The organism is Amycolatopsis sp. DSM 110486, from assembly GCF_019468465.1.
In the GTDB taxonomy this organism is placed as follows: Bacteria; Actinomycetota; Actinomycetes; order Mycobacteriales; family Pseudonocardiaceae; genus Amycolatopsis.
On sequence record NZ_CP080519.1, the window covers coordinates 3,822,550 to 3,842,768 of the forward strand.

At 70.2% G+C, this 20,219-nt stretch carries 22 protein-coding genes; 15 read left to right on the forward strand and 7 right to left on the reverse strand.

What is annotated here, in order from left to right:
• Positions 1 to 50 precede the first annotated feature (50 nt).
• The gene (locus tag K1T34_RS18505) at positions 51 to 1,373 is read left to right on the forward strand and encodes a GH1 family beta-glucosidase (RefSeq protein WP_220245490.1); all 1,323 of its coding nucleotides are present in this window, start codon (positions 51 to 53) and stop codon (positions 1,371 to 1,373) included.
• A complete protein-coding gene (locus K1T34_RS18510) occupies positions 1,366 to 2,631 on the forward strand; it encodes an MFS transporter (RefSeq protein ID WP_220245491.1) in 1,266 nt (421 codons plus the stop codon). The genes K1T34_RS18505 and K1T34_RS18510 overlap by 8 nt, the downstream gene beginning before the upstream one ends.
• Before the next feature lie 346 nt (positions 2,632 to 2,977).
• Here the strand turns inward: K1T34_RS18510 and K1T34_RS18515 are convergent, their stop codons facing one another.
• On the reverse strand, positions 2,978 to 3,382 hold the full coding sequence (locus tag K1T34_RS18515) for a hypothetical protein (protein WP_220245492.1): 405 nt from the start codon (positions 3,380 to 3,382) through the stop codon (positions 2,978 to 2,980).
• A 13-nt stretch (positions 3,383 to 3,395) separates the two neighbouring features.
• Positions 3,396 to 3,740 (reverse strand): hypothetical protein, encoded by a 345-nt coding sequence (locus tag K1T34_RS18520; protein WP_220245493.1) that lies wholly within the window; start codon positions 3,738 to 3,740, stop codon positions 3,396 to 3,398.
• Positions 3,741 to 4,058: 318 nt separating this feature from the next.
• On the opposite strand from K1T34_RS18520, the gene K1T34_RS18525 reads away from it, so the two are divergent.
• Positions 4,059 to 5,447, forward strand: a complete 1,389-nt coding sequence (locus K1T34_RS18525) for a helix-turn-helix transcriptional regulator (RefSeq protein ID WP_220245494.1) — start codon at positions 4,059 to 4,061, stop codon at positions 5,445 to 5,447.
• Positions 5,407 to 6,336, forward strand: a complete 930-nt coding sequence (locus K1T34_RS18530) for a phosphotransferase family protein (protein ID WP_220245495.1) — start codon at positions 5,407 to 5,409, stop codon at positions 6,334 to 6,336. Before K1T34_RS18525 ends, K1T34_RS18530 begins: the two co-directional genes overlap by 41 nt.
• 238 nt (positions 6,337 to 6,574) lie before the next feature.
• Here K1T34_RS18530 and K1T34_RS18535 read toward each other — a convergent pair whose 3' ends face one another.
• The 4 genes from K1T34_RS18535 to K1T34_RS18550 form a co-directional block, all read right to left on the reverse strand.
• Positions 6,575 to 7,603, reverse strand: a complete 1,029-nt coding sequence (locus K1T34_RS18535; RefSeq protein ID WP_220245496.1) for a copper resistance D family protein — start codon at positions 7,601 to 7,603, stop codon at positions 6,575 to 6,577.
• Positions 7,600 to 8,169, reverse strand: a complete 570-nt coding sequence (locus K1T34_RS18540; protein ID WP_220245497.1) for a copper resistance CopC family protein — start codon at positions 8,167 to 8,169, stop codon at positions 7,600 to 7,602. Before K1T34_RS18540 ends, K1T34_RS18535 begins: the two co-directional genes overlap by 4 nt.
• Positions 8,170 to 8,910, reverse strand: a complete 741-nt coding sequence (locus tag K1T34_RS18545) for a YcnI family protein (RefSeq protein WP_220245498.1) — start codon at positions 8,908 to 8,910, stop codon at positions 8,170 to 8,172.
• Positions 8,911 to 8,987: 77 nt separating this feature from the next.
• Entirely contained in the window at positions 8,988 to 9,491 is a 504-nt protein-coding gene (locus K1T34_RS18550) for a hypothetical protein (RefSeq protein WP_220247276.1), read from the reverse strand.
• 345 nt (positions 9,492 to 9,836) lie between these two features.
• On the opposite strand from K1T34_RS18550, the gene K1T34_RS18555 reads away from it, so the two are divergent.
• The 6 genes from K1T34_RS18555 (at position 9,837) to K1T34_RS18580 (ending at position 14,470) form a co-directional block, all read left to right on the forward strand.
• Entirely contained in the window at positions 9,837 to 10,484 is a 648-nt protein-coding gene (locus K1T34_RS18555; RefSeq protein ID WP_220245499.1) for an ABC transporter permease, read from the forward strand.
• The gene (locus K1T34_RS18560) at positions 10,477 to 11,664 is read left to right on the forward strand and encodes an ABC transporter ATP-binding protein (protein ID WP_220245500.1); all 1,188 of its coding nucleotides are present in this window, start codon (positions 10,477 to 10,479) and stop codon (positions 11,662 to 11,664) included. Before K1T34_RS18555 ends, K1T34_RS18560 begins: the two co-directional genes overlap by 8 nt.
• Positions 11,661 to 12,440, forward strand: a complete 780-nt coding sequence (locus K1T34_RS18565) for an ABC transporter permease (protein WP_220245501.1) — start codon at positions 11,661 to 11,663, stop codon at positions 12,438 to 12,440. The genes K1T34_RS18560 and K1T34_RS18565 overlap by 4 nt, the downstream gene beginning before the upstream one ends.
• Positions 12,440 to 13,411: a glycine betaine ABC transporter substrate-binding protein gene (locus K1T34_RS18570; protein ID WP_220245502.1), complete on the forward strand. Its 972-nt coding sequence runs from the start codon at positions 12,440 to 12,442 to the stop codon at positions 13,409 to 13,411. The genes K1T34_RS18565 and K1T34_RS18570 overlap by 1 nt, the downstream gene beginning before the upstream one ends.
• A gap of 98 nt (positions 13,412 to 13,509) precedes the next feature.
• Positions 13,510 to 14,079, forward strand: a complete 570-nt coding sequence (locus tag K1T34_RS18575) for an NADPH-dependent FMN reductase (protein ID WP_220245503.1) — start codon at positions 13,510 to 13,512, stop codon at positions 14,077 to 14,079.
• Positions 14,080 to 14,101: 22 nt separating this feature from the next.
• Positions 14,102 to 14,470 (forward strand): helix-turn-helix domain-containing protein, encoded by a 369-nt coding sequence (locus tag K1T34_RS18580; protein WP_220245504.1) that lies wholly within the window; start codon positions 14,102 to 14,104, stop codon positions 14,468 to 14,470.
• Positions 14,471 to 14,546: 76 nt separating this feature from the next.
• Here the strand turns inward: K1T34_RS18580 and K1T34_RS18585 are convergent, their stop codons facing one another.
• Positions 14,547 to 15,011 carry a DUF6474 family protein gene (locus K1T34_RS18585; RefSeq protein WP_220245505.1) on the reverse strand — a complete coding sequence of 155 codons (465 nt, stop codon included), beginning with the start codon at positions 15,009 to 15,011 and terminating at the stop codon, positions 14,547 to 14,549.
• A 115-nt stretch (positions 15,012 to 15,126) separates the two neighbouring features.
• Here K1T34_RS18585 and K1T34_RS18590 point away from each other — a divergent pair, with 115 nt between their 5' ends.
• The 5 genes from K1T34_RS18590 to K1T34_RS18610 all read left to right on the forward strand — a co-directional run bounded on the left by K1T34_RS18590 (position 15,127) and on the right by K1T34_RS18610 (position 20,123).
• The gene (locus tag K1T34_RS18590; RefSeq protein ID WP_220245506.1) at positions 15,127 to 16,815 is read left to right on the forward strand and encodes a TM0106 family RecB-like putative nuclease; all 1,689 of its coding nucleotides are present in this window, start codon (positions 15,127 to 15,129) and stop codon (positions 16,813 to 16,815) included.
• Between the two features lie 31 nt (positions 16,816 to 16,846).
• Positions 16,847 to 17,692 carry a GNAT family N-acetyltransferase gene (locus tag K1T34_RS18595; protein WP_220245507.1) on the forward strand — a complete coding sequence of 282 codons (846 nt, stop codon included), beginning with the start codon at positions 16,847 to 16,849 and terminating at the stop codon, positions 17,690 to 17,692.
• An 80-nt stretch (positions 17,693 to 17,772) separates the two neighbouring features.
• Positions 17,773 to 18,291 carry a sigma-70 family RNA polymerase sigma factor gene (locus K1T34_RS18600; protein ID WP_220245508.1) on the forward strand — a complete coding sequence of 173 codons (519 nt, stop codon included), beginning with the start codon at positions 17,773 to 17,775 and terminating at the stop codon, positions 18,289 to 18,291.
• Complete coding sequence (locus tag K1T34_RS18605) at positions 18,288 to 19,415, forward strand: hypothetical protein (protein WP_220245509.1); 1,128 nt, start codon at positions 18,288 to 18,290, stop codon at positions 19,413 to 19,415. The genes K1T34_RS18600 and K1T34_RS18605 overlap by 4 nt, the downstream gene beginning before the upstream one ends.
• Positions 19,416 to 19,478: 63 nt before the next feature.
• Positions 19,479 to 20,123 carry a PadR family transcriptional regulator gene (locus K1T34_RS18610; protein WP_360584438.1) on the forward strand — a complete coding sequence of 215 codons (645 nt, stop codon included), beginning with the start codon at positions 19,479 to 19,481 and terminating at the stop codon, positions 20,121 to 20,123.
• Positions 20,124 to 20,219: the final 96 nt, after the last annotated feature.

Sequence of the window (20,219 nt, forward strand, 5' to 3'; positions counted from 1 at the left end):
TTTCACGTTCACCCGACCGGGTGGCCGGATGAGAAAGGTGTGTTCCGCCGGTGGACTATCCGACCTTCCCGCCCGAATTCCTGTGGGGTGTCTCGACCTCGGCGTTCCAGATCGAAGGCGCCACGGCCGAAGCCGGCCGCGGACCGTCCATCTGGGACACCTTCACCGCGACCGACGGCAAGATCGCCCGCGGTGAGGACGCCAAGGTAGCGGCGGACCACTACCACCGCTACTCCGAAGACATCGCCCTGATGGCGGAACTCGGTGTGGGTGCCTACCGGATGTCCATCGCCTGGCCGCGCATCCAGCCGACCGGCACCGGCAAGCCGAACGCCGAAGGTCTCGCCTTCTACGACAAGCTCATCGACGACGTGTGCGCCGCCGGCATCGCGCCCGCCGTCACGCTGTACCACTGGGACACACCCCAAGCGCTCGAAGACGACGGCGGCTGGCTCAACCGCGACACTGCGCACCACTTCGCCGAGTACGCCGCCATCCTCGGCGAGCGCTTCGCCGACCGGGTGAAGCTGTGGATCCCGCTCAACGAGCCGATGGTCATGTCGATCTACGGCTACGGCATCGGCGAGTACGCGCCCGGCCAGTTCCTCCTGCTCGACGCGCTCCCGACGGCCCACCACCAGAACCTCGCCCACGGTCTCGCCACCCAGGCGCTGCGGGCCGCGGGCGCCGAGAGCATCGGCACGGCCAACAACCACTCACCCATCTGGCCCGCCGACGAAGACGAGGAGACCGAAGCCGCCAAAACCTGGCTCGACGCCCTCCTCAACCGCACCTTTGCCGATCCGGTCCTGCTCGGCACCTACCCCGAGCAGATCCACCCGCACCTGCCCGACGGCTTTGAAAAAGACCTGCCCACCATCCACCAGTCGCTCGACTTCTACGGCGTCAACTACTACGAGCCCCAAGGCGTCGCGGCACCCGGCGAGGGGAATCCCCTTCCGTTCGAGCTGCGCCCGGTCGAGGGTTACCCGGTGACCACCAACGACTCGCCGATCGTGCCCCAGGGCCTGCGCGAGTTGCTGGTGTCGTTCCAGGACCGCTACCGCGAGCACCTCCCACCCGTGTACATCACGGAAAACGGTTGCAGCTTCGCCGACGCACCCGATGAACACGGCCAGGTCCACGACCCTGAACGCATCGACTTCCTCGACGGCCACCTCCAGGCCGTGCGCGAGGCGATGAACGCCGGCGTCGATGTGCGCGGCTATTTCGTCTGGTCCCTGCTCGACAACTTCGAATGGTCGAAGGGCTACGCACCCCGCTTCGGGCTCGTGCACGTGGACTACGAGACTCAGCGCCGCACACCGAAGGACTCCTTCGCCTGGTACCGAAAGCTGGTCCGCCATGAGTGACACGACCACCAACCGGCTTCCGGAAGCGCTCGCCGAACCGCTCACACGGGTGCGGCGGGGCTGGATGAGCCTGCTGTTCTTCGCGAACATCGCGATGTGGCTCGGCATCTACGCGCCGATCCAGGTCCTCCTGCCGCAGCAGGCCGAGCTGCTCGACGCCGCGAACAAGGAGACCGTGTTCGGCGTGGTCACGGGCGTCGGCGCGGCGGTGGCGCTCGTCGCGAACCCGCTGGTCGGCCTCTTGTCCGACCGCACGGTCTCGCGCTTCGGCCGCCGCCACCCGTGGACCGTCCTGGGTGCGGTCCTCGGCGCGGCCGGGCTGCTGGTGCTGGCCGGGGCACCCAACGTCGTCGTGATGACCATCGGCTGGTGCCTGGTGCAGGCCGGGCTCAACGGCATGCTCGGCGCCACGCTCATCTGCGGCGTCGCCGATCGCGTGCCGGTCGGTCAGCGTGCGCAGGTCGGTGGCCTGATCGGCATCGCGCAGATGCTCGGCACGGTGCTCGGCGCCGTGGTGGTCGTGGTGATGCTCGACGTGGCGGGCCTGCCGCTGGGGTACGCGGTGTGCGCGGTGATCGTGCTCGGCGGGGCCGGCGCGTTCGTGTTCCGCACGCCCGACGCGCGCCTGCCCCTGGAGTTCCGGTCCAGCATGCGGTTCCGGCGGTTCCTCAAGGACCTCTGGGTGTCGCCGCGCAAGCATCCGGACTTCGCGTGGGCCTGGGGCTGTCACTTCATGATCAACCTTGGCAACGCGTTCGGCACGCTTTTCCTGCTGTTCTTCCTCAAGGACTCAGTGCACTACGCCGACCCGGAAGACGGCCTGCTGATCATGATGGGCCTCTACGGTGTGGCGCTGGTGATCGGCGCCGTGCTGGCCGGGCACTTCTCCGACAAGTCGGGCCGCCGCAAGCCGTACGTCCTGGCGTCCTCGGCCGTGATGGCGATCGCCGCGCTGCTGCTGGTGCTGTGGCAGACGTGGCCGGCGGCACTGATCGCATCGCCATTGCTGGGCATCGGGTTCGGCGTGTACATGGCCGTGGCGCTGGCGATGCTCACGCAGGTGCTGCCGGTCGCGCAGAACCGGGCGAAGGACCTCGGCGTGGTGAACATCGCCGGTTCGCTACCTCAGGTCGTGGCACCGTTGCTGACGACGCTGATCCTCAAGTTCCTCGGCGGCTACCCGGCACTTTTCGGGGCGGCGGCACTGGCGACGGTCCTCGCGGGTGTGCTCGTCACGCGAGTGAAAGCCGTCCGGTGATCAGTCCGGTGATCAGAGTGGTAATCGGGCAAACCCGATAACTCCGAAGTGGAACCGCGGGCCGGTGCCGGTCGGGGGAGGGGAGTGCAACGGCACCGGCCCGCGGAGTTTGTGGTCGTAGCCAGGGAGTTGGCCCGGCTGCGATGATCTTCAACCTAGCGGCGGATTTCGCCGTCCGCTAGAGCCTGCAGTGATAATTTTCGATTAATCGCGGTGGGGACTGGGGCAACCGGGGCTGGTTCGTCTCGCTCGGGGGGACGGACGAACCAGTCCACGGCCACGGCGAGAGTGCCGGTGCCGGTCCGACCGGGGCAGTCGGGTCCGGCGCTCGCTCGCCTGCTCGGGATCAGGCCGTGACGGCCCGGGGGTTCACCAGCGCGTGGCGGCCGGTGGTTTCGGCGGGCGTCGCGCGCCGCGCCTGGTTCGGGACGCGGCGACGGCTCGCGCTGCCCTCGTCCTGCGTGCGGGCCTGCGGGGCGAGGCCGCCGGCGACGAGGTGCTCGTGCGCCACCTGCCACACCGAGCACGGCGCCTTGCAGCGGTGCCACCGGGTGGAGCACGTGGGGCAGTCGCCGCGCTCGTCGGGCTCGTGGGCCTGCAGCATCGCCCGCCAGCCTTCGGTCAGGCGTGGCAGCTCGGAGCGGGCCACCGAGACGAGCGACTGTGCGTCGGCTCGCGTCGCCAGGTCGGACAGCATGTCGAGGCGTTCCCAGACCGCGTTGCGGAGGACCTGCCCGAGTACCTGATCCATGGAGAGCTCACCGTTACCTTTCCGCCATTTTGGCGGCTTCGTTGAGAGCGGCCCTGAGCTGGCCGAGCTGACCGGATGTCAGGCGAGCGGTCTCGCCGGGAGGCGAAACGACGACGACCTGGTCGTTTTCCACGAACACCGTCACCGCGCGCTCGCGGCTGATGAGGTCGCCGCACTGCACGCGCCACACCAGCTGTCCGCCTTCGTAGTGACGGACACCCGCGGTGCGGGGGTCGGCCACGGCGGAGGGGGTGACCGGCCGGGTCGCGGTCGCGATTCCCGGCACGCCCGGGGCGGGCCGCAAGGGCCGCATCGCGGTCCCGGCATGTCCTCCTGCGAGCGAGTCAACGAACTCCACTGGCCCTCCACCGCTCTCTCGTCCCGTGTGCACCTTGCGAGATGCACATCCGCGTCGTCGCCGGTCTCCCGGTCTTCGTCGCTCTCCGTGATCGCTACCGGTGTCCGGGCGGTGACGGAGATCTGACAACTACAGTGAAGTGAAACCGAGTGCGATAGAAGGTCGAAACCGCGTCATAGCGGTGACCGGGCGAGGTTCCACGGTAAGCGGTCAGTGGAGTTCGGCCGGGCCGATCAGACACACTGTCTGCTCGTTTCACATGCTTCTCGAGGTGTGCTTAGTCTGCTTCCGACGCCCAACGGACGGTGAGGGGTCGTTATGGACGCCAGTGCTGGCGACAAGGTTTCCGGTGGTTCCGGCGGCAGCCCGGTTCCGCCCGATGCCTGGGAACAGCAGGAAATGCGCTCTGCGCTGGCGGCCCGGGAGATCAGCGCGGTGTATCGCCTGTTGCGCAAGCACGGTGTCTCGCAGCGCCAGATCGCCGCGATGACCGGCCAGTCGCAGTCCGAGGTGTCGGAGATCCTCAAGGGACGCCAGGTCATGGCGTACGACGTGCTCACGAGAATCGCCGACGGCCTGGGTGTCCCCCGTGGATACATGGGTCTCGCGTACGACGAGACCACGGCGATACGGGTCGTCGGTTCGTCCGACGGCCGGCAGGCTGAGGAGGACGAGTCCGTGAAGCGACGGAGGTTCCTCGCGCACGCCGCCCAGGTCACGATGGGTGCGGCGGTGTTCGGTTCGGAATCCGGGACGTGGTCGGCGGCGCCGGCGCGCACGCCCGCTCCCGGGCGCATCGGGACGACCGACGTCCGCCAGGTCGAGGCGGCGACGAGGGCGCTGCGCGCGCTCGACTACCAGTACGGCGGCGGGTTCTGCCGCGACGCCGTGGTGGCGCAGCTGTCCTGGGGCCAGCAGATGCTCGAGTCCACCGCGACCGAGGTGGTGAAGCAGCGCCTGTTCGTGGCGCTCGCCGACCTGCACAGCCTCGCCGGCTGGACCTCGTTCGACACCGGCCTGATGGACTCCGCCCGCGGTCACTTCGCCAACGCGCTGGACCTGGCCAAACAGGGTGACAGCCACCCGCTCGTCGCCAACGTCCTCTACCGCATGGGCCGTGTCTACCTGCACAACGACGCCCCGAACGACGCGCTGAAGCTCTTCCAGCTCGGCCAGATCGCCGCGCAGGAGTCGGGTTCCGAGCTCGCCGTCGCGGTGCTCTGCGCCAACGAGGCCTGGGCCTACGCGATGATGGGCAACGAGGACCAGGCCACCAAGCTGCTCGGCCGCAGCAAGGACGAGTTCGCGCGCGCCGACCTCGTCAACGCCGAGTCGTGGGTGAAGTTCTTCAACGAGACCGACGTCTACGCGATGACCGGCACCGTGCACACCGTGCTGGCGCAGAAGAACTCCGAGCACACCAAGTACGCGATTCCCGCCCTGACCAGGGCCGTCGACTCCTACACCGACGACATGGCGCGCAGCAAGACGTTCATGCTCAGCGCGCTGGCCACCAACCACCTGCTCGACGGCGACCTCGACCACGGCGCCAAGGTGGGCGGCAAGGCCCTCGACTACGCCGAGAGCATCAAGTCGGAGCGCATCAAGGACCGCCTGCGCCCGCTGCAGGTGGAGGCCGAGCGTCGACGCAACAACGGTGACGCCCGTGACCTCGCCGACCGGCTCAAGATCTTCTACGCCGCCTGAGGCAGGCGGCCGGTTCACGCCCGCGAAGCTACGGGGGGCGCTGGCCGACACCTGCGCCCAGCTGGGCCTGGATCCGGCCGGCGCGCGGCTGCTGCGCTTCACCAACAACGCCGTGTACGCACTGGCTACGGCCCCCGTCGTGGTGCGGATCGTCGGCTCCACGCGGCTGCGCCACCGGGTCGGCACGGTCGTGCGGGTCGCCGAGCATTTCGCCCGCCACGGCATCCCCGCGATCCGGCTGATCGAAGGCGTCGAGCAGCCGCTGCACGTCGGGCGGCACCTGGTCACCGTGTGGCACGAGGTGCGGTCCGTCGGGCCGGCGCCGACCCCCGCCGACCTGGCCGGGCTGTTGCGCCGCGTCCACGCGTTGCCGCCACCTGCAGGCCTCGCCGAGTGGGCGCCGTTCGACGCGGTGCGCGCCCGCGTGTCCGACGCCGAGGAGCTCGCCGACGACGACCGGCGGTTCCTGCTGGATCGCTGCGCGGAGGTCGAGGCGCAGCTGGCGGAGCTGGACTTCCCGCTGGCCAGGGGCTTCGTCCACGGCGACGCGTACCCGGGCAACGTGATCCCCGGCGCGGGTGGCCCGGTGCTGTGCGACTTCGACTCCTCCTGCGTCGGCCCGCCCGAGTGGGACCTCACGCCGCTTGCCGTCGGCCGTGAGCGGTTCGGGGACCCGCCGGGCCGCTACCAGGAGTTTGCCCGCGCGTACGGCTTCGACGTCACGGCCTGGTCCGGCTTCGCCGTGCTGCGGGCCGTACGCGAGCTGAAGCTCACCACCAGTGTGCTGCCGATCCTGCGCAGCCACCCGCAGGTGCGCGCCGAGCTGCGCCGCCGTCTCGACGACCTCCGCCACGGCCGCACAGCCGCCGGCTGGTCGCGCTACCGCTGACCGGGACGAGTGGCCCGCGCCACATTCATGAGCTGCTGCACGTGCATTCGACGCCTGAAGGGGACCACTCGTCGCTTCCCCGAAGATCGCTGGCGGAGTCTTCGCGCGAGTAGAAGTTCGGTCCGGCCGATCGCCTCTAACGGAGGACTGCTACTCCCGTGGTGCAACTTGCAGCTACTTGCGGTGAGAACGAGCCGGTAACGCGCTCGGAAACACTCGGATTTCGAGCAAGTCGGCTTCAGGAAACGGCGACCGGCGCCCGCGTCAGCACGACCGCGAAGCCGAACGCCAGCCCCATCACCGTGAGCTCGAGCGTCGCCCACGACGCGATCGCCGTGCGGTTGTGGCGCACGATCTGCGGCATCAGCCGCCAGCGCAGGTTGGCGGCGAGCAGGGCGATCGCCCCGGTGCACACGATCTTCAGCAGCACCAGCTGCCCGTACGGGGTGGTGAACACGCCCGCCCAGAAGCTGATGGTGGGGTTGGCCAGGATCTCGACGGCGCCGTTGAACACGCCGGTCACCGCGGAGACGGCCAGGCACAGCGTCGCCAGCTTGGAGAACCGTGGCAGCGCGTGGGCCAACAGCGTGCGGTTCGTCGCGAGCAGCACGATCATCGCGCCGAGGCCACCGCACCAGGCGACGGCGCTCATCACGTGCAGCTCCATCGAGATCATTGTGTAGTCGTGCCATGACGAGTTCGACGCGTGGCCGGTCACCGGCAGCGGCAGGAGCGCGAACATGCCGACGCCCACGCGCACCTCGGCCGGCACCTTCTCGCCCTGGCGCAGCGCGAGGAACCCGAGCCCCGCGTGCAGCAGCGCCAGCACCGCGACGATCACGAGCGCCTTGCCCGCGCCGACTTCGGCGATGTACGCGCCGATGTCGCCCGCGGTCAGCGTGTCCTTGCCCGGCTTGTACTCCGCCGTCTGCAGGATCAGGGCGACCACCGAGCTTGCCGACCAGATCAGCGCGGCGGCGACGGCCGCCGGGCGCGCCCGCCGCATGATCGGCTCGGTGAGCTTCGGCCGGTCGTAGCCGACCATCACCGAAAGCAGGCCCAGCCCGATCGTGGCGACCGCGGCCAGGTCCATCAGCACGCGCACGATCGGGATGGCGGCCGAGACCACCTCGCTGGGCTCCACCACACCCGGCACGGGCGCGGCCGCCGTGAGCGCGACGCCGATCAGCGCGCCCAGCAGGCCCGCCGTGACCACGCAGATCAGCGTGGACCAGCGGACCGTCGAGGTGGTCTCGGCTCGTGTCACTGCTTCGTCTTGTCCTGGCTTGGCTCACGCCCGGTGCGCAGCGCCACGGTGAGCCCGATCGCGAGCAGGACCACGGCGCCGGCGATCCAGACCCAGATGGGAATGCCCGTCGAGTCGGAGGGCGAAGACGTCGCCGACGCGCCGGCGGCCGGTGCCCCGGACGCCTTGGCCGCGTCGACCTTCGCCGGTGTACCGGTGCCCGCCTTGGTCAGCGTGAACGGGATCTCGCCCGACACCGGGTGCCCGTCGGCCGACAGGATCCGGTAGCCGACCGTGTACTTGCCCGCCGGGCCGAGTGGCCGCAGCGGTGCGCTGATCACGTTGTTCTCCACGGTCACCGGGCCTTCGGCCCACTGGTTCCCGTCGGGTCCGGTCACCGCGATCTGGTTCACGTCGGCGTTCTGCACGTACTGGTCGAACGTGAGCGTGACCTTCGCCGGACCGGTGGCCAGCGACGCGCTGTCGGCCGGGTCGGAGCTGATCAGCACGTTGTGCGCCAGCGCCGGGGTGGCCGTGCCCAGCAGGGCCACCCCGGTGATCGCCAGCGCGAGGAGCGCTTTCCGCATTTACTTGCTTCCTCCGGTGTTGCCGGTGCGGCGGGAGCGCAGGACCGCGCCGCCGCCGATGCCGAGCCCGAGCGCGCCCACGACGAGGCCGGCCCCGCCGAGCCAGCGCGCCGTGGTGTCCGAAGCCGGCGTCGCCGCTTCGGCGTTGGTGGTGGAGGCCGTCATGCTCGCGTGGTCGCCGCCCTCAGCCTCGGCGGCGAGCTTGACGGTCGGCGCCGGGTGCTCCGGCTCCTCGCCGCCGGCGGGCGTCGGCTGGTTCCACGACACCACCTTGCCACCCTCGTACGTCTGGATGGCGGGGAACTCGAGCTGGTCGACGTTCGCGGGCAGCGGCCCGGCGCTGATCTGGAACTCCTCGAACTCGTTCTGCCCGATCTTGGTGCCGGGCTGCGCGGTCCAGACCACCTTGGTCACGGCCTCGGTGATCTTCGTGCCCGACGCGGTGGTCACCGGCTGCGGGAGCGGCGACTCGGTGACCTGCGCGCTCCAGCCGGGGATGGGCTTGGTGCGCACGCTGCCGATGCCGTACTCCGGCTTGATGTCCACCTCGAGCTTGATGGTGCCGAGCTTCGCGTCCTCGTTGGGAACGCGGAAGAAGATCGCACCGTAGCCGCCCTTGGCCGGCTGGTCGCCGTAGACGTTGGCGGTGACGTGGGCCGACGCGATGCCGGCGCCGAGCAGGCCGGTGATGCCGACGGTGGCGGCGAGGACACCGGCGCGCTTGAAGACGTGATGGGACACAACTGCTCCTGAACAGGGGGGTGATCCGGTGGAGAGCCTTCGGGGCTCCACCGGTAAGGGGAAAAGGGAAATCGGGTTCAGGGCAGCGCAGGTGGCCCGCGCCGGCCGCGGACTCGCCGCAGCTCGACGTCGAGGATCGCCACGGACCGCACGGGCCGCGGCGGGAGTGCCACGGCCGCGCCGGCGGGCACGGGCAGTGGCGGCGTGAGGAGCGGCAGGACCGCTCGCACCACGTGGAGCACGGTCAGCAGCAGCGCGTCCGCGCGCGCCAGCAGCAGGGCCGTGAGCAAGGTGGCGACGGCGTGCGAAGCCGTCATCGTCCAGCCGCTCGCCCAGCCGGCGGCAGCGTGGGCGTCGTGCGCGGTGTGGTCGCCGAGTGTGGTCAGCACCAGGTGCATCACCAGCTGGCCGGCGCCGAGGACGGCGACGGTCGCGAGGCGGCCGCGGGCCTTGCCCGCGAGCGCGGTGGCCGTCCAGCCGAGCAGGCCGGTGAGCAGGACCGTGAGCGCCGGGTCGGGCAGCCCGCCGTCGGCGACGCCGTGGGCGGTCACCGCGAGTGACGCCGAACTGGCCGCGAGCAGCCCGCCGCGCGCAGCGGCCAACGCGCCGCGGTGCCGGGTCCGGGTGCTCACCGAGGCAGCTTATCGGCACTCCGGCGGGTGATCGAGCACTCCCGGCCTGTGAACAGTGTCTCGGTGAACGTTCAAGTAGATGCTGGTCGCGGCGTTGCGATCAGGTGACGACCGCCCGGCCCAGCCACTCGCTTCGGTTGCCGATCATCTCAGGATGCGAAACGGTGGCCTGACCAACGGTGAGACGGGAGGTTTGGTCCGCATTCGTTCTGGGTAGTCACCCACCCGGTTGATGAGCTACTCCGAACGGGTGACGTCTGGGGCTCCTCACTAGCGGCAGGAGAACGAATACGCATGAACCTCTTCGAGTACATCTCGGACCGGTGGGACCGGCTGTGGCTGCAGGCGTACCTGCACACGAGCATGGTCGTGCAGTGCACGATCCTCGCCGCCGTACTGGGTGTCGCGATCGGCATCGCGGTGTACCGCAGTCCCATCGGCTCGGCTGTCGCCACGGCGCTGGCCAGCACGATCCTGACCGTTCCCTCCTTCGCTCTCCTCGGGCTGCTGATCCCGCTCTCGGGCCTCGGCTCCACCACCGCGGTCATCGCGCTGGTGCTCTACGGCCTGCTCCCGATCGTGCGGAACACGATCGTGGGCCTCGCCGGCGTCGATCCGGCGGTGACCGACGCGGCGCGCGGCATCGGGATGGGCCGGTTCTCCGTGCTCACCCGCGTCGAACTGCGGCTGGCGTGGCCCGCGATCCTCACCGGCATGCGCGTCGCGACGCAGATGCTGATGGGCATCGCGGTGATCGCGGCCTACGCGAAGGGCCCCGGCCTGGGTTCCGAGGTCTTCTCGGGCCTCACCAACGCGGGGAGCGCCAACTCGCTCAACCAGGCCCTCACGGGCACCGTCGGCGTCGTGATCCTCGCGCTCGTGCTCGACGCCATCTACGTCCTGATCAAGCGATTGACCGTACCGAGGGGGCTCCGTGGCTGAGCACGTTTCCGACGACCATGTCTCCGGCGCCGAGATCGAGCTGGAACACGTCACCAAGCGCTACCCGGGCACGCGCGCACCCGCCGTCGACGACTTCTCCATGATCGTGCCGGCGGGCAAGATCGTGGTCCTGGTCGGCCCGTCCGGCTGTGGCAAGACCACGACGATGCGGATGATCAATCGCCTGATCGAGCCGACGTCCGGGCGCATCACCATCGGCGGTGAAGACGCGCTGAAGCTCGACGTCGACACCCTGCGCCGCCGCATCGGCTACGCGATCCAGCAGGCCGGGCTGTTCCCGCACTTCACGGTGGCGCAGAACATCGGCGTGGTGCCGGGGCTGCTCGGCTGGGACAAGAAGAGGGTGACCGCCCGCGTCGAGGAGATGATGGACCTCGTCGGGCTCGACCCGGCCGACTTCCGCGACCGCTTCCCGCGCCAGCTCTCCGGTGGTCAGCAGCAGCGCGTCGGCGTGGCCCGCGCGCTCGCGGCCGACCCGCCGGTGCTGCTGATGGACGAGCCGTTCGGCGCGGTGGACCCCATCACGCGCGGCAACCTGCAGGACGAACTGCTGCGGCTGCAGACCGAACTCAAGAAGACGATCGTGTTCGTCACGCACGACTTCGACGAGGCTGTGAAGCTCGGCGACAAGATCGCGGTCCTCGGCAACGAGTCGAAGATCCTGCAGTACGACACCCCGGACGCGATTCTCGCCAACCCGGCCGACGACACCGTCGCCGGTTTCGTCGGTGCCGGCGCTTCGCTCAAGCAGCTGACCTTGCTGCGCGTACGCGACGTCGAGCTCCAGCAGAATGTGCTCACCACCGGCGTCGACGAGGCGCCGGCGGATGTCGCCAAGCGACTCGATGAGCAGAGCAGGCAGTTCGTCCTCGTGCTCGACGCCCGCCGCCGCCCGGTGCGCTGGGTGCACCGGCGTGAGCTTGCCGCAGCGACCTCGCTGGCCACCGCGGGCAAGCCGTTGCGCGACATCGTGAGTCTGCAGTCGACGCTGCAGGACGCGCTGGAGGCCATGCTCGCCGAGGGCGGCGGCGTGCCCGTCACCGGTCCGCGCGGCGAGTTCGCCGGCATGATCGAGCTGGACACCGTGATCAACACGATCCAGCAGCTGCGCGACGACCACGCCGACGACCACGAGACGGTCGGAGGTGTTTCGCAGTGACAGCCGTTGTCGACACTGGCTTTTCCACCGAATCCGGCTCCCGTGGTGCGGAACGCTTCCGCCTGTTCGCCCAGCCCATCGCCGTGGTCGTGCTGGTCGCGGTCACGCTCGGCTGGGTGTTCGGCACCGGCCTGACCGCCACCGAGAAGACGACACTCAACGCGACCTCGCTGCTGACCGCGTTGCGCGATCACGTCGCGATGACGCTGGTCGTGGTGGTGCTCGTGGTGCTTCTGGCCGTGCCGCTCGGGGTCATGGTCACGCGGCGGTGGGCGCGGTTCCTCGCGCCCGTCTTCCTCGCGATCGCCAACATCGGCCAGGCCGCACCCGCGCTGGGTGTGCTGGTGCTGTGGTTCATCGTCACCGGCGCGGTCGGCGGGCTGTGGGTCGCGGCGCTGCCGCTGGCGTTCTACTCGCTGCTGCCGGTGCTGCGGAACACGATGGTGGGCCTGCAGCAGGTGGACCCGGCGCTGATCGACGCCGGGCGCGGCATCGGGATGTCCTCGTCGGCCGTGCTGTGGCGCGTGGAGTTTCCGCTGGCCATCCCGCTGATCCTGGCCGGTCTGCGCACGTCGCTCGTGCTGGCCGTGGGTACGGCGACGTTCGGGATGTTCGTCAACGCCGGCGGTTTCGGCCTGCTGATCGACACCGGCTACAAGCTCAACCTCACGAAGGTGCTGATCACCGGCTCCGTGCTGGCCGTCGCGCTGGCGCTGCTGGTCGACTGGCTGGGCGCGGTGGCGGAACAGTTCTTCGGACCGAAGGGGCTGCGCTGATGAACGTCCTCAAGAAGGCGGGCGTTCTCGCGGGGGCGGCGCTGCTCGCCGGGACGCTCTCGGCGTGCGGGCTCGACCTCAACACGTCCGTGCCGTACTCGATCCAGCCCGGTTCCATCCAGCCGACGCCCGGCGTACAGGGCGTGCGCGTGGTGGTGGGCTCGAAGGACTTCACCGAGAACATCATCCTGGGCTACATGGCGGAGATGGCGCTGAGCGCCGCCGGCGCCGACGTCGTGGACCTCACCGACATCAAGGGGTCCAACTCGTCGCGCCAGGCGCTGCTCAACGGGCAGACCGACGTCACCTGGGAGTACACCGGCACCGGCTGGATCAACTACCAGGGCAACGAGCTGCCGGTGCCGGGCGGCGAGCAGGCGCAGTACGACGCGACCGCGAAGGCCGACGCCGAGAAGAACGGCGTCACGTGGCTCAAGTACTCGCCGCTCAACGACCAGTACGCATTCGCCACAACCGACGCCTACGCCAAGCAGAACAACCTCAAGTCCACCACCGACCTGGCGAACTTCCTCAAGCAGAAACCTGACCAGGCACGGTTCTGCTTGGAGACGGAGTTCACCAGCCGCCAGGACGGCTTCCCGGCGGCGGTCAAGGCGTACGGCTTCCAGAACCCGAAGATCGAGAATTTCGGCATCGGCACGATCTACTCCGCCGTGGCCAACGGCACGTGCCCGGTCGGCGAGGTGTTCACCACCGACGGTCGCATCTCGGGGCTCAACCTCCGCGTGCTGGAGGACGACAAGAAGGCGTTCCCGCAGTACAACGCCGCGGTGACGATGCGCACGGACTTCCTGAACCAGCACCCCGCGCTGCGCGGCCCGCTGGAGAAGGTGACCGCGGCGATCGACAACGCGCAGATGGTGCAGCTGTGCAAGCAGGTCGACGTCGATGGCCAGGACGCCGGCGTGGTCGCGCACCAGTGGATGATCGACAAGGGGTTCATCAAGTAAGCAGCCGGACGCGGGCCGTTCACTAAGGAATGCTAAGTTGCTCAGGAATCCTTAGTCGAGCGGCCCGCGTTTTGCCGGGCCGGGAGGAGGCGGAGGCGTTGCCGAAGCTTGAGATCATCCTGGCGAGCACGCGCCCGGGCCGGGTGGGCCTGCCGGTGGCGAAGTGGACGGAGTCCGCGGCGATCGAGCACGGCGGCTTCGACGTCGAGCTCGTGGACCTCGCCGAGGTCAACCTGCCGTTCTTCAACGAGCCGAAGCACCCGCGCCTCGGTCAGTACGAGCACCAGCACACGAAGGACTGGAGTGCGAAGGTGTCCGAAGCGGACGCGTTCGTCTTCGTGATGCCCGAGTACAACTACGGCTACAACGCCGAGCTGAAGAACGCCATCGACTACCTGCACAACGAGTGGAAGTACAAGGCCGTCGGCCTGGTCAGCTACGGCGGCGTCGCGGCAGGCACGCGTGCGGTGCAGCAGATCAAGCAGGTCGTGACGACGCTGCGCATGACCCCGGTGTTCGACGCGGTGTCGGTGCCGTTCGTGCAGCAGTTCATCAGCGACGAGGGCGAGTTCGTGCCCAACGAGATCGTGAAGACCTCGGCCAAGGCCATGTTCGACGAGCTGGTGCGGGTCACCGCGTCGCTGGCGCCGCTGCGCTCGGGCGACTGACTCCTGGCGAGGGGAACGGGCGATGGTCGAGCACAGTGAACCTCGGCACGACGGCGACGACGTCCACCAGGTCTGCACGCGCTTCCACACGGCGATCGAGCTGATCGGCACGCGCTGGACGGGCGCGATCCTGCGCGCGGTGTTCACCGGCAGCCACCGCTACGCCCAGATCAGGGCCGCGGTGCCGGGCGTCAGCGACACGATGCTCGCACAGCGGCTGCGGACGCTGGAGGAGGAGGGCCTGCTGGAACGGCAGGTCCTCGCCACCACGCCCGTGCAGGTCGAGTACCGCCTCACGGCGAAGGGCCTGGACCTCGAGCCGGTGGTCGACGCCGTGATCACCTGGTCGCACAAGTGGATCCCGCTGCCGCCGGGAACCTCGGTTTCTTGAGCGGGTTGTCTTGAACAGAGCTGTCTTCGGGGCGATCGAGCCGCTCACCACTTCGGGTGAGCGGCCCGGCTCGCGCTCAGACGCCGAGCCGGTGCAGCAGCTGTTCCTCCAGGGAGTCGAGCTCGCTCGACACCGCGCGGTGCGCGGCCTTGCGCCGGGTGGCGGGCATCCGCTCGGCCGCGCGGACCGTGGCCGACAGCTGTTCGAGCGTGCCCTGGGTGTCGGTCGCGAACTTCGCGTCGGCTTCGGTGGCCTTGCTCGACTTCCTGAGCTCGCCCAGGCCCTGTACGAGACCGGCGATCCGCGCGTGCAGCGCGGCACCGCGGCCGGAGAACTCGCCGAGCTGGTCGACGGCGACGCCGAGCTTGCGCGCCTGGTAGCGGTCGTACAGCTCCCGGGCCGCGCCCGCCGCGCGCACCGCGTACGGCGCGACCACCGGGATCACGGCCGGCCCGAGCACCTTGGCCACCGCGATCGCGTTCTTCGCCTTCTTCGGGGTGATCCGAGCTTCACCCGCGTCCTGCTTGGCCTTGCGCGCCATGGCCCACCTCCTGCTACTCGTCGTGGTCGAACTTACTGGTCCGAGTGGGGCCGGGCATGTCGGCTCGCAGCACGGAAAGGCAGTTCTGTCGGTGGGGGCGGATAAGGTGATCGTCATGGGTAACGAGGTGCTGCTCGACGCCGGAGCGGTCAGTCGCTGCCGTCGTCGTGTGCATCTGGAGCACGACCCCGCGATGCGCGACGTCCCGCTGCCGCCGCCGGATCCCACGGCGCAGCAGCGGATCGCCGACGCGACGGCGCACCGCGAGGCGATCCTGCAGCGCCTCATCGACGCGACCACCGATGCCGCGGGCTCGGATGCCATGGGCCGTGATGTGACGAGTGCCGACGCGACCTGGGCGCGCATCCCGCGTGACCTGCCCGCGGCAGATCGCGTGCGGCTCACGGAGGAAGCCTTCGCCGAGGGCACGCGGTTCATCTGGGGCCCGCTGCTGCAGGCCGACCCGGTCGGGCACCGGCGCGGCGGCGTCGACCTGCTCGTGCGCACCGCGACCGGGTACGTGCCGGTGCTCGTGGTGCGCCACCGCATCACCGACCGCGGCCAGGGCGCGCCGACCACCGGGCTGACCGACCTCGACCCGGCGCACCGCACGCCGGACGAGGCGCGCAAGGTGCGTTCGCAGCCACGCGACCAGCTGCGGCTCGCGCACCTGCGGCGGATGCTGCAGACGTACGGGCGGGCCGAGACCGGCCGCGCCGTCGGCGGCGTCATCGGGCTCGACGCCGATGTGGTCGTCTGGCACGACCTCACCGCCGGCACCTGGCCCGGCGGCCGCAGCGCGCTGGCGGAGTACGACGCGCGCTTCGCCGACCGCCTCGCCGTGGCCACCGCGGCCGCGACCGGCGGCGAACCGCTGGCCATGCCCTCGCGCGTGCTGGAGTGCCGGCGCTGCCCGTTCTGGCCGACGTGCGAGGTGCAGCTCACCGAGACCCGCGACGTCAGCCTCGTGGTGCGCGGCGAGGACGCCGGCGAGCTGCGCCGCACCGGCGTGTCCACTGTGGACAAGCTGGCCGCACTCGACCCGGCCGCCGAGGCGCCGCCGATGAACTGGACCGGCGGCACGTTCGCCGACGCGATCATGCTCGCGCGCGCGTGGCTCGCCGGCCTCACCGTGGTGCGCCGCACGCCGCAGGTCGAGGTGCCGCGCGGCGACGTCGAGGTCGACGTCGACATGGAGAGCTTCGGCGACGCCGGCGCGTACCTGTGGGGCACGCTGCTCTCGGGCGCGGACATCGGCGTCGAGCAGGGCTACCGCGCGTTCGCCACGTGGGAGCCACTGCCGACTACGGACGAAGCGCGCTCGTTCGCCGAGTTCTGGGCGTGGTTCACCGACGTGCGCGAGCGCACGCTCGCGGCCGGGCTCACGTTCCGCGCCTACTGCTACAACGCACTGGCGGAGAACCGCTGGCTGTTCGGCTCCGTCGAGCGCTTCGGCGACCACCCGGGGATCCCGACGAAGAAGGACGTGCAGTCCTTTGTGGACTCCGACGAGTGGGTGGACCTCTTCCGCAGTGTCACCGACCAGTTCCTGTGCTCGCGCGGCAAGGGTCTCAAGGTGATCGCTCCCGTCGCGGGCTTCCGGTGGCGCGACGCGGAGGCCGGCGGCGAAGCGTCGATGCGCTGGTACCGCGATGCCGTGGGCATGGACGGCGAAACTCCCGACGACACGCAGCGCGAGCGTCTCTTGCAGTACAACGAGGACGACGTGCTGGCCACGAAGGCCTTGCGCGAGTGGATGTCCGATCGGGCACAAGTCGAGGTGCCTTTCATGCTCGATCTCTGATCCGAGGGCCGGTGCGCAGTATGTTGACGCGATGATCAAGGTCGAGCCGCCTCTGGCGATCGAGGAGTGCGAGGCGGAAGCGCTGTTCGGGCTCGAGACCGGCGGTCCCGAGCCGGTGCGTTCCGCGCTCGGCATGACGGCCACGCGCCTCGGCGGTGCGGTGGTGCTGGCGGTGCGCAACGACCCGACGGACTACTGGAGCAAGGCGCTCGGCTTCGGCCGCACGGAGCCGGTCACCGCGGAGCTGATCGCCGAGGTGTGCGCGTTCTACCGCGCGGCGGGCACGCGCCGGGCCACGTTGCAGCTCGCGCCGTCGGTGATTCCGGAGGACTGGGCCGAGATCTGCGAGCGCGAAGGGCTCACGACCACGTCGTCGTGGGCCAAGCTTGTCGCCCCGGTGGAAGAAGTCGTGGCTCGCGCCGACGACGACGAGCGCAGGCCGGCCGACGAGATCCGGGTCGAGCCGGTCGAACCCGGTGACCTGTACCGGTGGGCGGCGCTGATGCTGAACGTCTTCGGCATGCCTGAGGAGCACTTCGCGGAGATGTTCGCCGCGTCGGCCGCCGAGCCGCACTGCCACCCGTTCGCCGTTTGGCTCGACGACGAGATGGTCGGCACCGCGATGATGTACCAGCACGGCGAGATCGGCCAGATGTTCGGCGGCGCGGTCGCCGAGCACGCCCGCAACCGCGGCGGGCAGACGGAGCTCCTCGCCGCCCGCGCCCGGCTCGCGGCCGACCTGGGCTGTCACCTGCTCGTCGCCGAAACCGGCGCCGAGACCGAGGGCGAGCACAACTCGTCGCTGCACAACATGCTCAACCTGGGCTTCCAGGTGGCCTACGAGCGGCCGAACTGGGTGTGGTCATCCGCCGAGTGACTCGCCGGCTCGAGTTCCGCCGCCCAGGCAACTTTCCGGTGTTCTCCGCGATCCAAGGGGGCGTCGGGTAGCGGAGGGCGGTGGGCGTGCACGGGTTCGAGGTCTTCGTCGAGCAGCACTACGACGAGCTGTTCCGCTACGCGCTCGTGCTGACCGGCGACCGCGGCGAGGCCGAGGACGTGGTGCACGACGCGCTGCTGCGGCTGGTCAAGCACGTCGGCCGCGCGGACATCGAGCACGAGCGTGCCTACGCCCGCCAGGCGTTGTTCCGCGTCTTCCTCGCTCGCCGCGACCGTCGCCGCCGGGAGCGGCTGATGCCGATCGCCGGGGCGGACGTCGAGGCCGGGGGAGACGCGTTCGCCGTGTCGGCGGGCCGGGCGGAGATGGTCGCGCTGCTGTGGCAGCTGCCCCCGCGGATGCGGGCGGTGCTGGCGGCGCGCTTCTACCTCGACCTCGGCGAGGCGGAGACCGCGCGGCTGCTGGGCTGCGGCGTCGGGACGGTGAAGTCGTCGACGGCGCGCGGGCTGGCCCGGCTGCGGGAGCTGTGGGAGGCCACGCACGAGCCGAGTCCGGCGGCGATCGGGAGGGGACAGCGTTGAGGCAGCAGGAGTTCACCGACACCGTCCGCTGGGAGCTCGGCGAGACCGCGCTGGCGCCTCCGGAGCCAGGGGACGCGGCGCGGATGGCGCGGCGGGTGCTGGGGACGCGGACCCGTCGACGGCAGCGGACGCTGGCCGGGGCCGCGGCCGCAGCCGTGGTGCTCGCGCTGGGCGCGGCGACGATCGTCACCACTCAGACCACGTCGTCGCAGGTCCAGGCCGTGCCGGTGACGCAGTGGCCCGCGCGGGGGTCGCTGGCCGGCAACGTGGACTTGATCGAGCGCGCGCGGTGGGACTGGGGTGGGCAGGCGGCCCAGGTGGTGTTCGCCGGGAGCCGGCCGGAGGTGGGCACGATCGTCGTGCTGCGCAGCCAGGAGCACGACGGCGGCGTCCGGCTGGCGTTTCTCACCGGACCGGAGCTGGCGGTTCAGGCGCAGCTGACGGTCCCGGCCGGTCGGCTCACCGCTCCGGCCTACGGCTTCGTCGCCTCCGCGCCAAACGGCGGCCCGGCCACGGGCGTCGCGGTGACCGCTCCGCAAGTCGACACGGCGGCGTTCACCTCCGGCGAGACCCAGGTGGCCGACGGCCTCGCGACCGCGGAGCTCCCGCCCACCGCGGCCGCGTGGAACACCTCCCTCGCCACGGGAAACCCGCAGCACCCCGTGTTCGGCGAGCTGAGCACCTCGGCGCACGACCCGGCGATCTCGACGGGCACCGTCGTCCGCGCCCGCGACGATGCCCAGTTCGGCATCTCCGGGGTCGATGCGAAGCCCGGCGACGTCGTGGCGACGCGGGCGGGGTTCGTCGGCGTGATCACCGAGGGCCGCGACGATTTCGCGGCCGTGAAGTCCAACCCGGGTGCGCTGTCCGAGCCGTGGGGCCTGCGCGCGACGACGGCGACCGGCGAGCCCGTCACCCTGACCGACACCGGGTCGTCAGTCGACAGCCCGGTGATCGTCACCCCCGCCGGCGCCGGCGAGCTGCACGACGGCGACCGGATCGTCCTGACCGGCTTCGGTCATTCGGCCGCCGTGGTCGCCCTCGGGACCGTCCACGCGGGGCGACTGCAGCGTGCCGTCCGCGTACCGCCGGACGGCACCGAGGTGCTTCTCATCCACCGCTGACCCTGGCGATCACCAGCCGGCTGTGCCTATACTCGTCTGCGAATACTCGTAGACGAGGAAGTGGTGACCGTGAAGCGGCGCAAGGTCGGGAACATGCTGGGGCTGGCGGTGCTGTCGGCCCTGGTCGAGCGGCCGATGCACCCCTACGAAATGGCCTCCGTGCTGCGCGAACGCGGCAAGGACGCCGACATGAAGATCAAGTGGGGCTCGCTCTACACGGTCGTCGGCAACCTCGAGAAGCACGGCTTCGTCGCGACCGTGGAGAGCGTCCGCGACGGCGCGCGGCCCGAGCGCACGATCTACCGCCTCACCGACGTCGGCCGCGCCGAGCTGGAGGACTGGGTGGCCGAGTTGCTCGGCGAGCCGGACCTCGAGCCGACGAAGTTCCAGGCCGGGCTGTCGATCATGGCTTCGCTCGGCCCGGACGAGGTGGCAGACCTGCTGACAAAACGCCTCACGGCGCTGGAAAAGCGCCTCGCTGAACGGGTTTCGGCACTGGACGCCTCGCGCGCCGAGGTGCCGCGGCTGTTCCTCGTGGAAAGCGAGTTCGAACTTGTGCTGCTGCGCGCCGAGATCGAATGGGTGCGCGGCCTGCGCGACGACCTGGCCACGAACGCGTTGCCGGGTGTCGCCGAGTGGCGGCACTACCGCGAGACCGGCGAGCTGCCGGAAGACTTGACCGCTTTCACCGAAGGCGGCCAGGAGTAGAAAGCCGGCCCCGGAGGCAGTGCTGGCACACCGCCACCGGGACCGGGGAAACCCTCGAACCGATTCCGCGGACGCGGATCCGATCCTCAGGCTGCG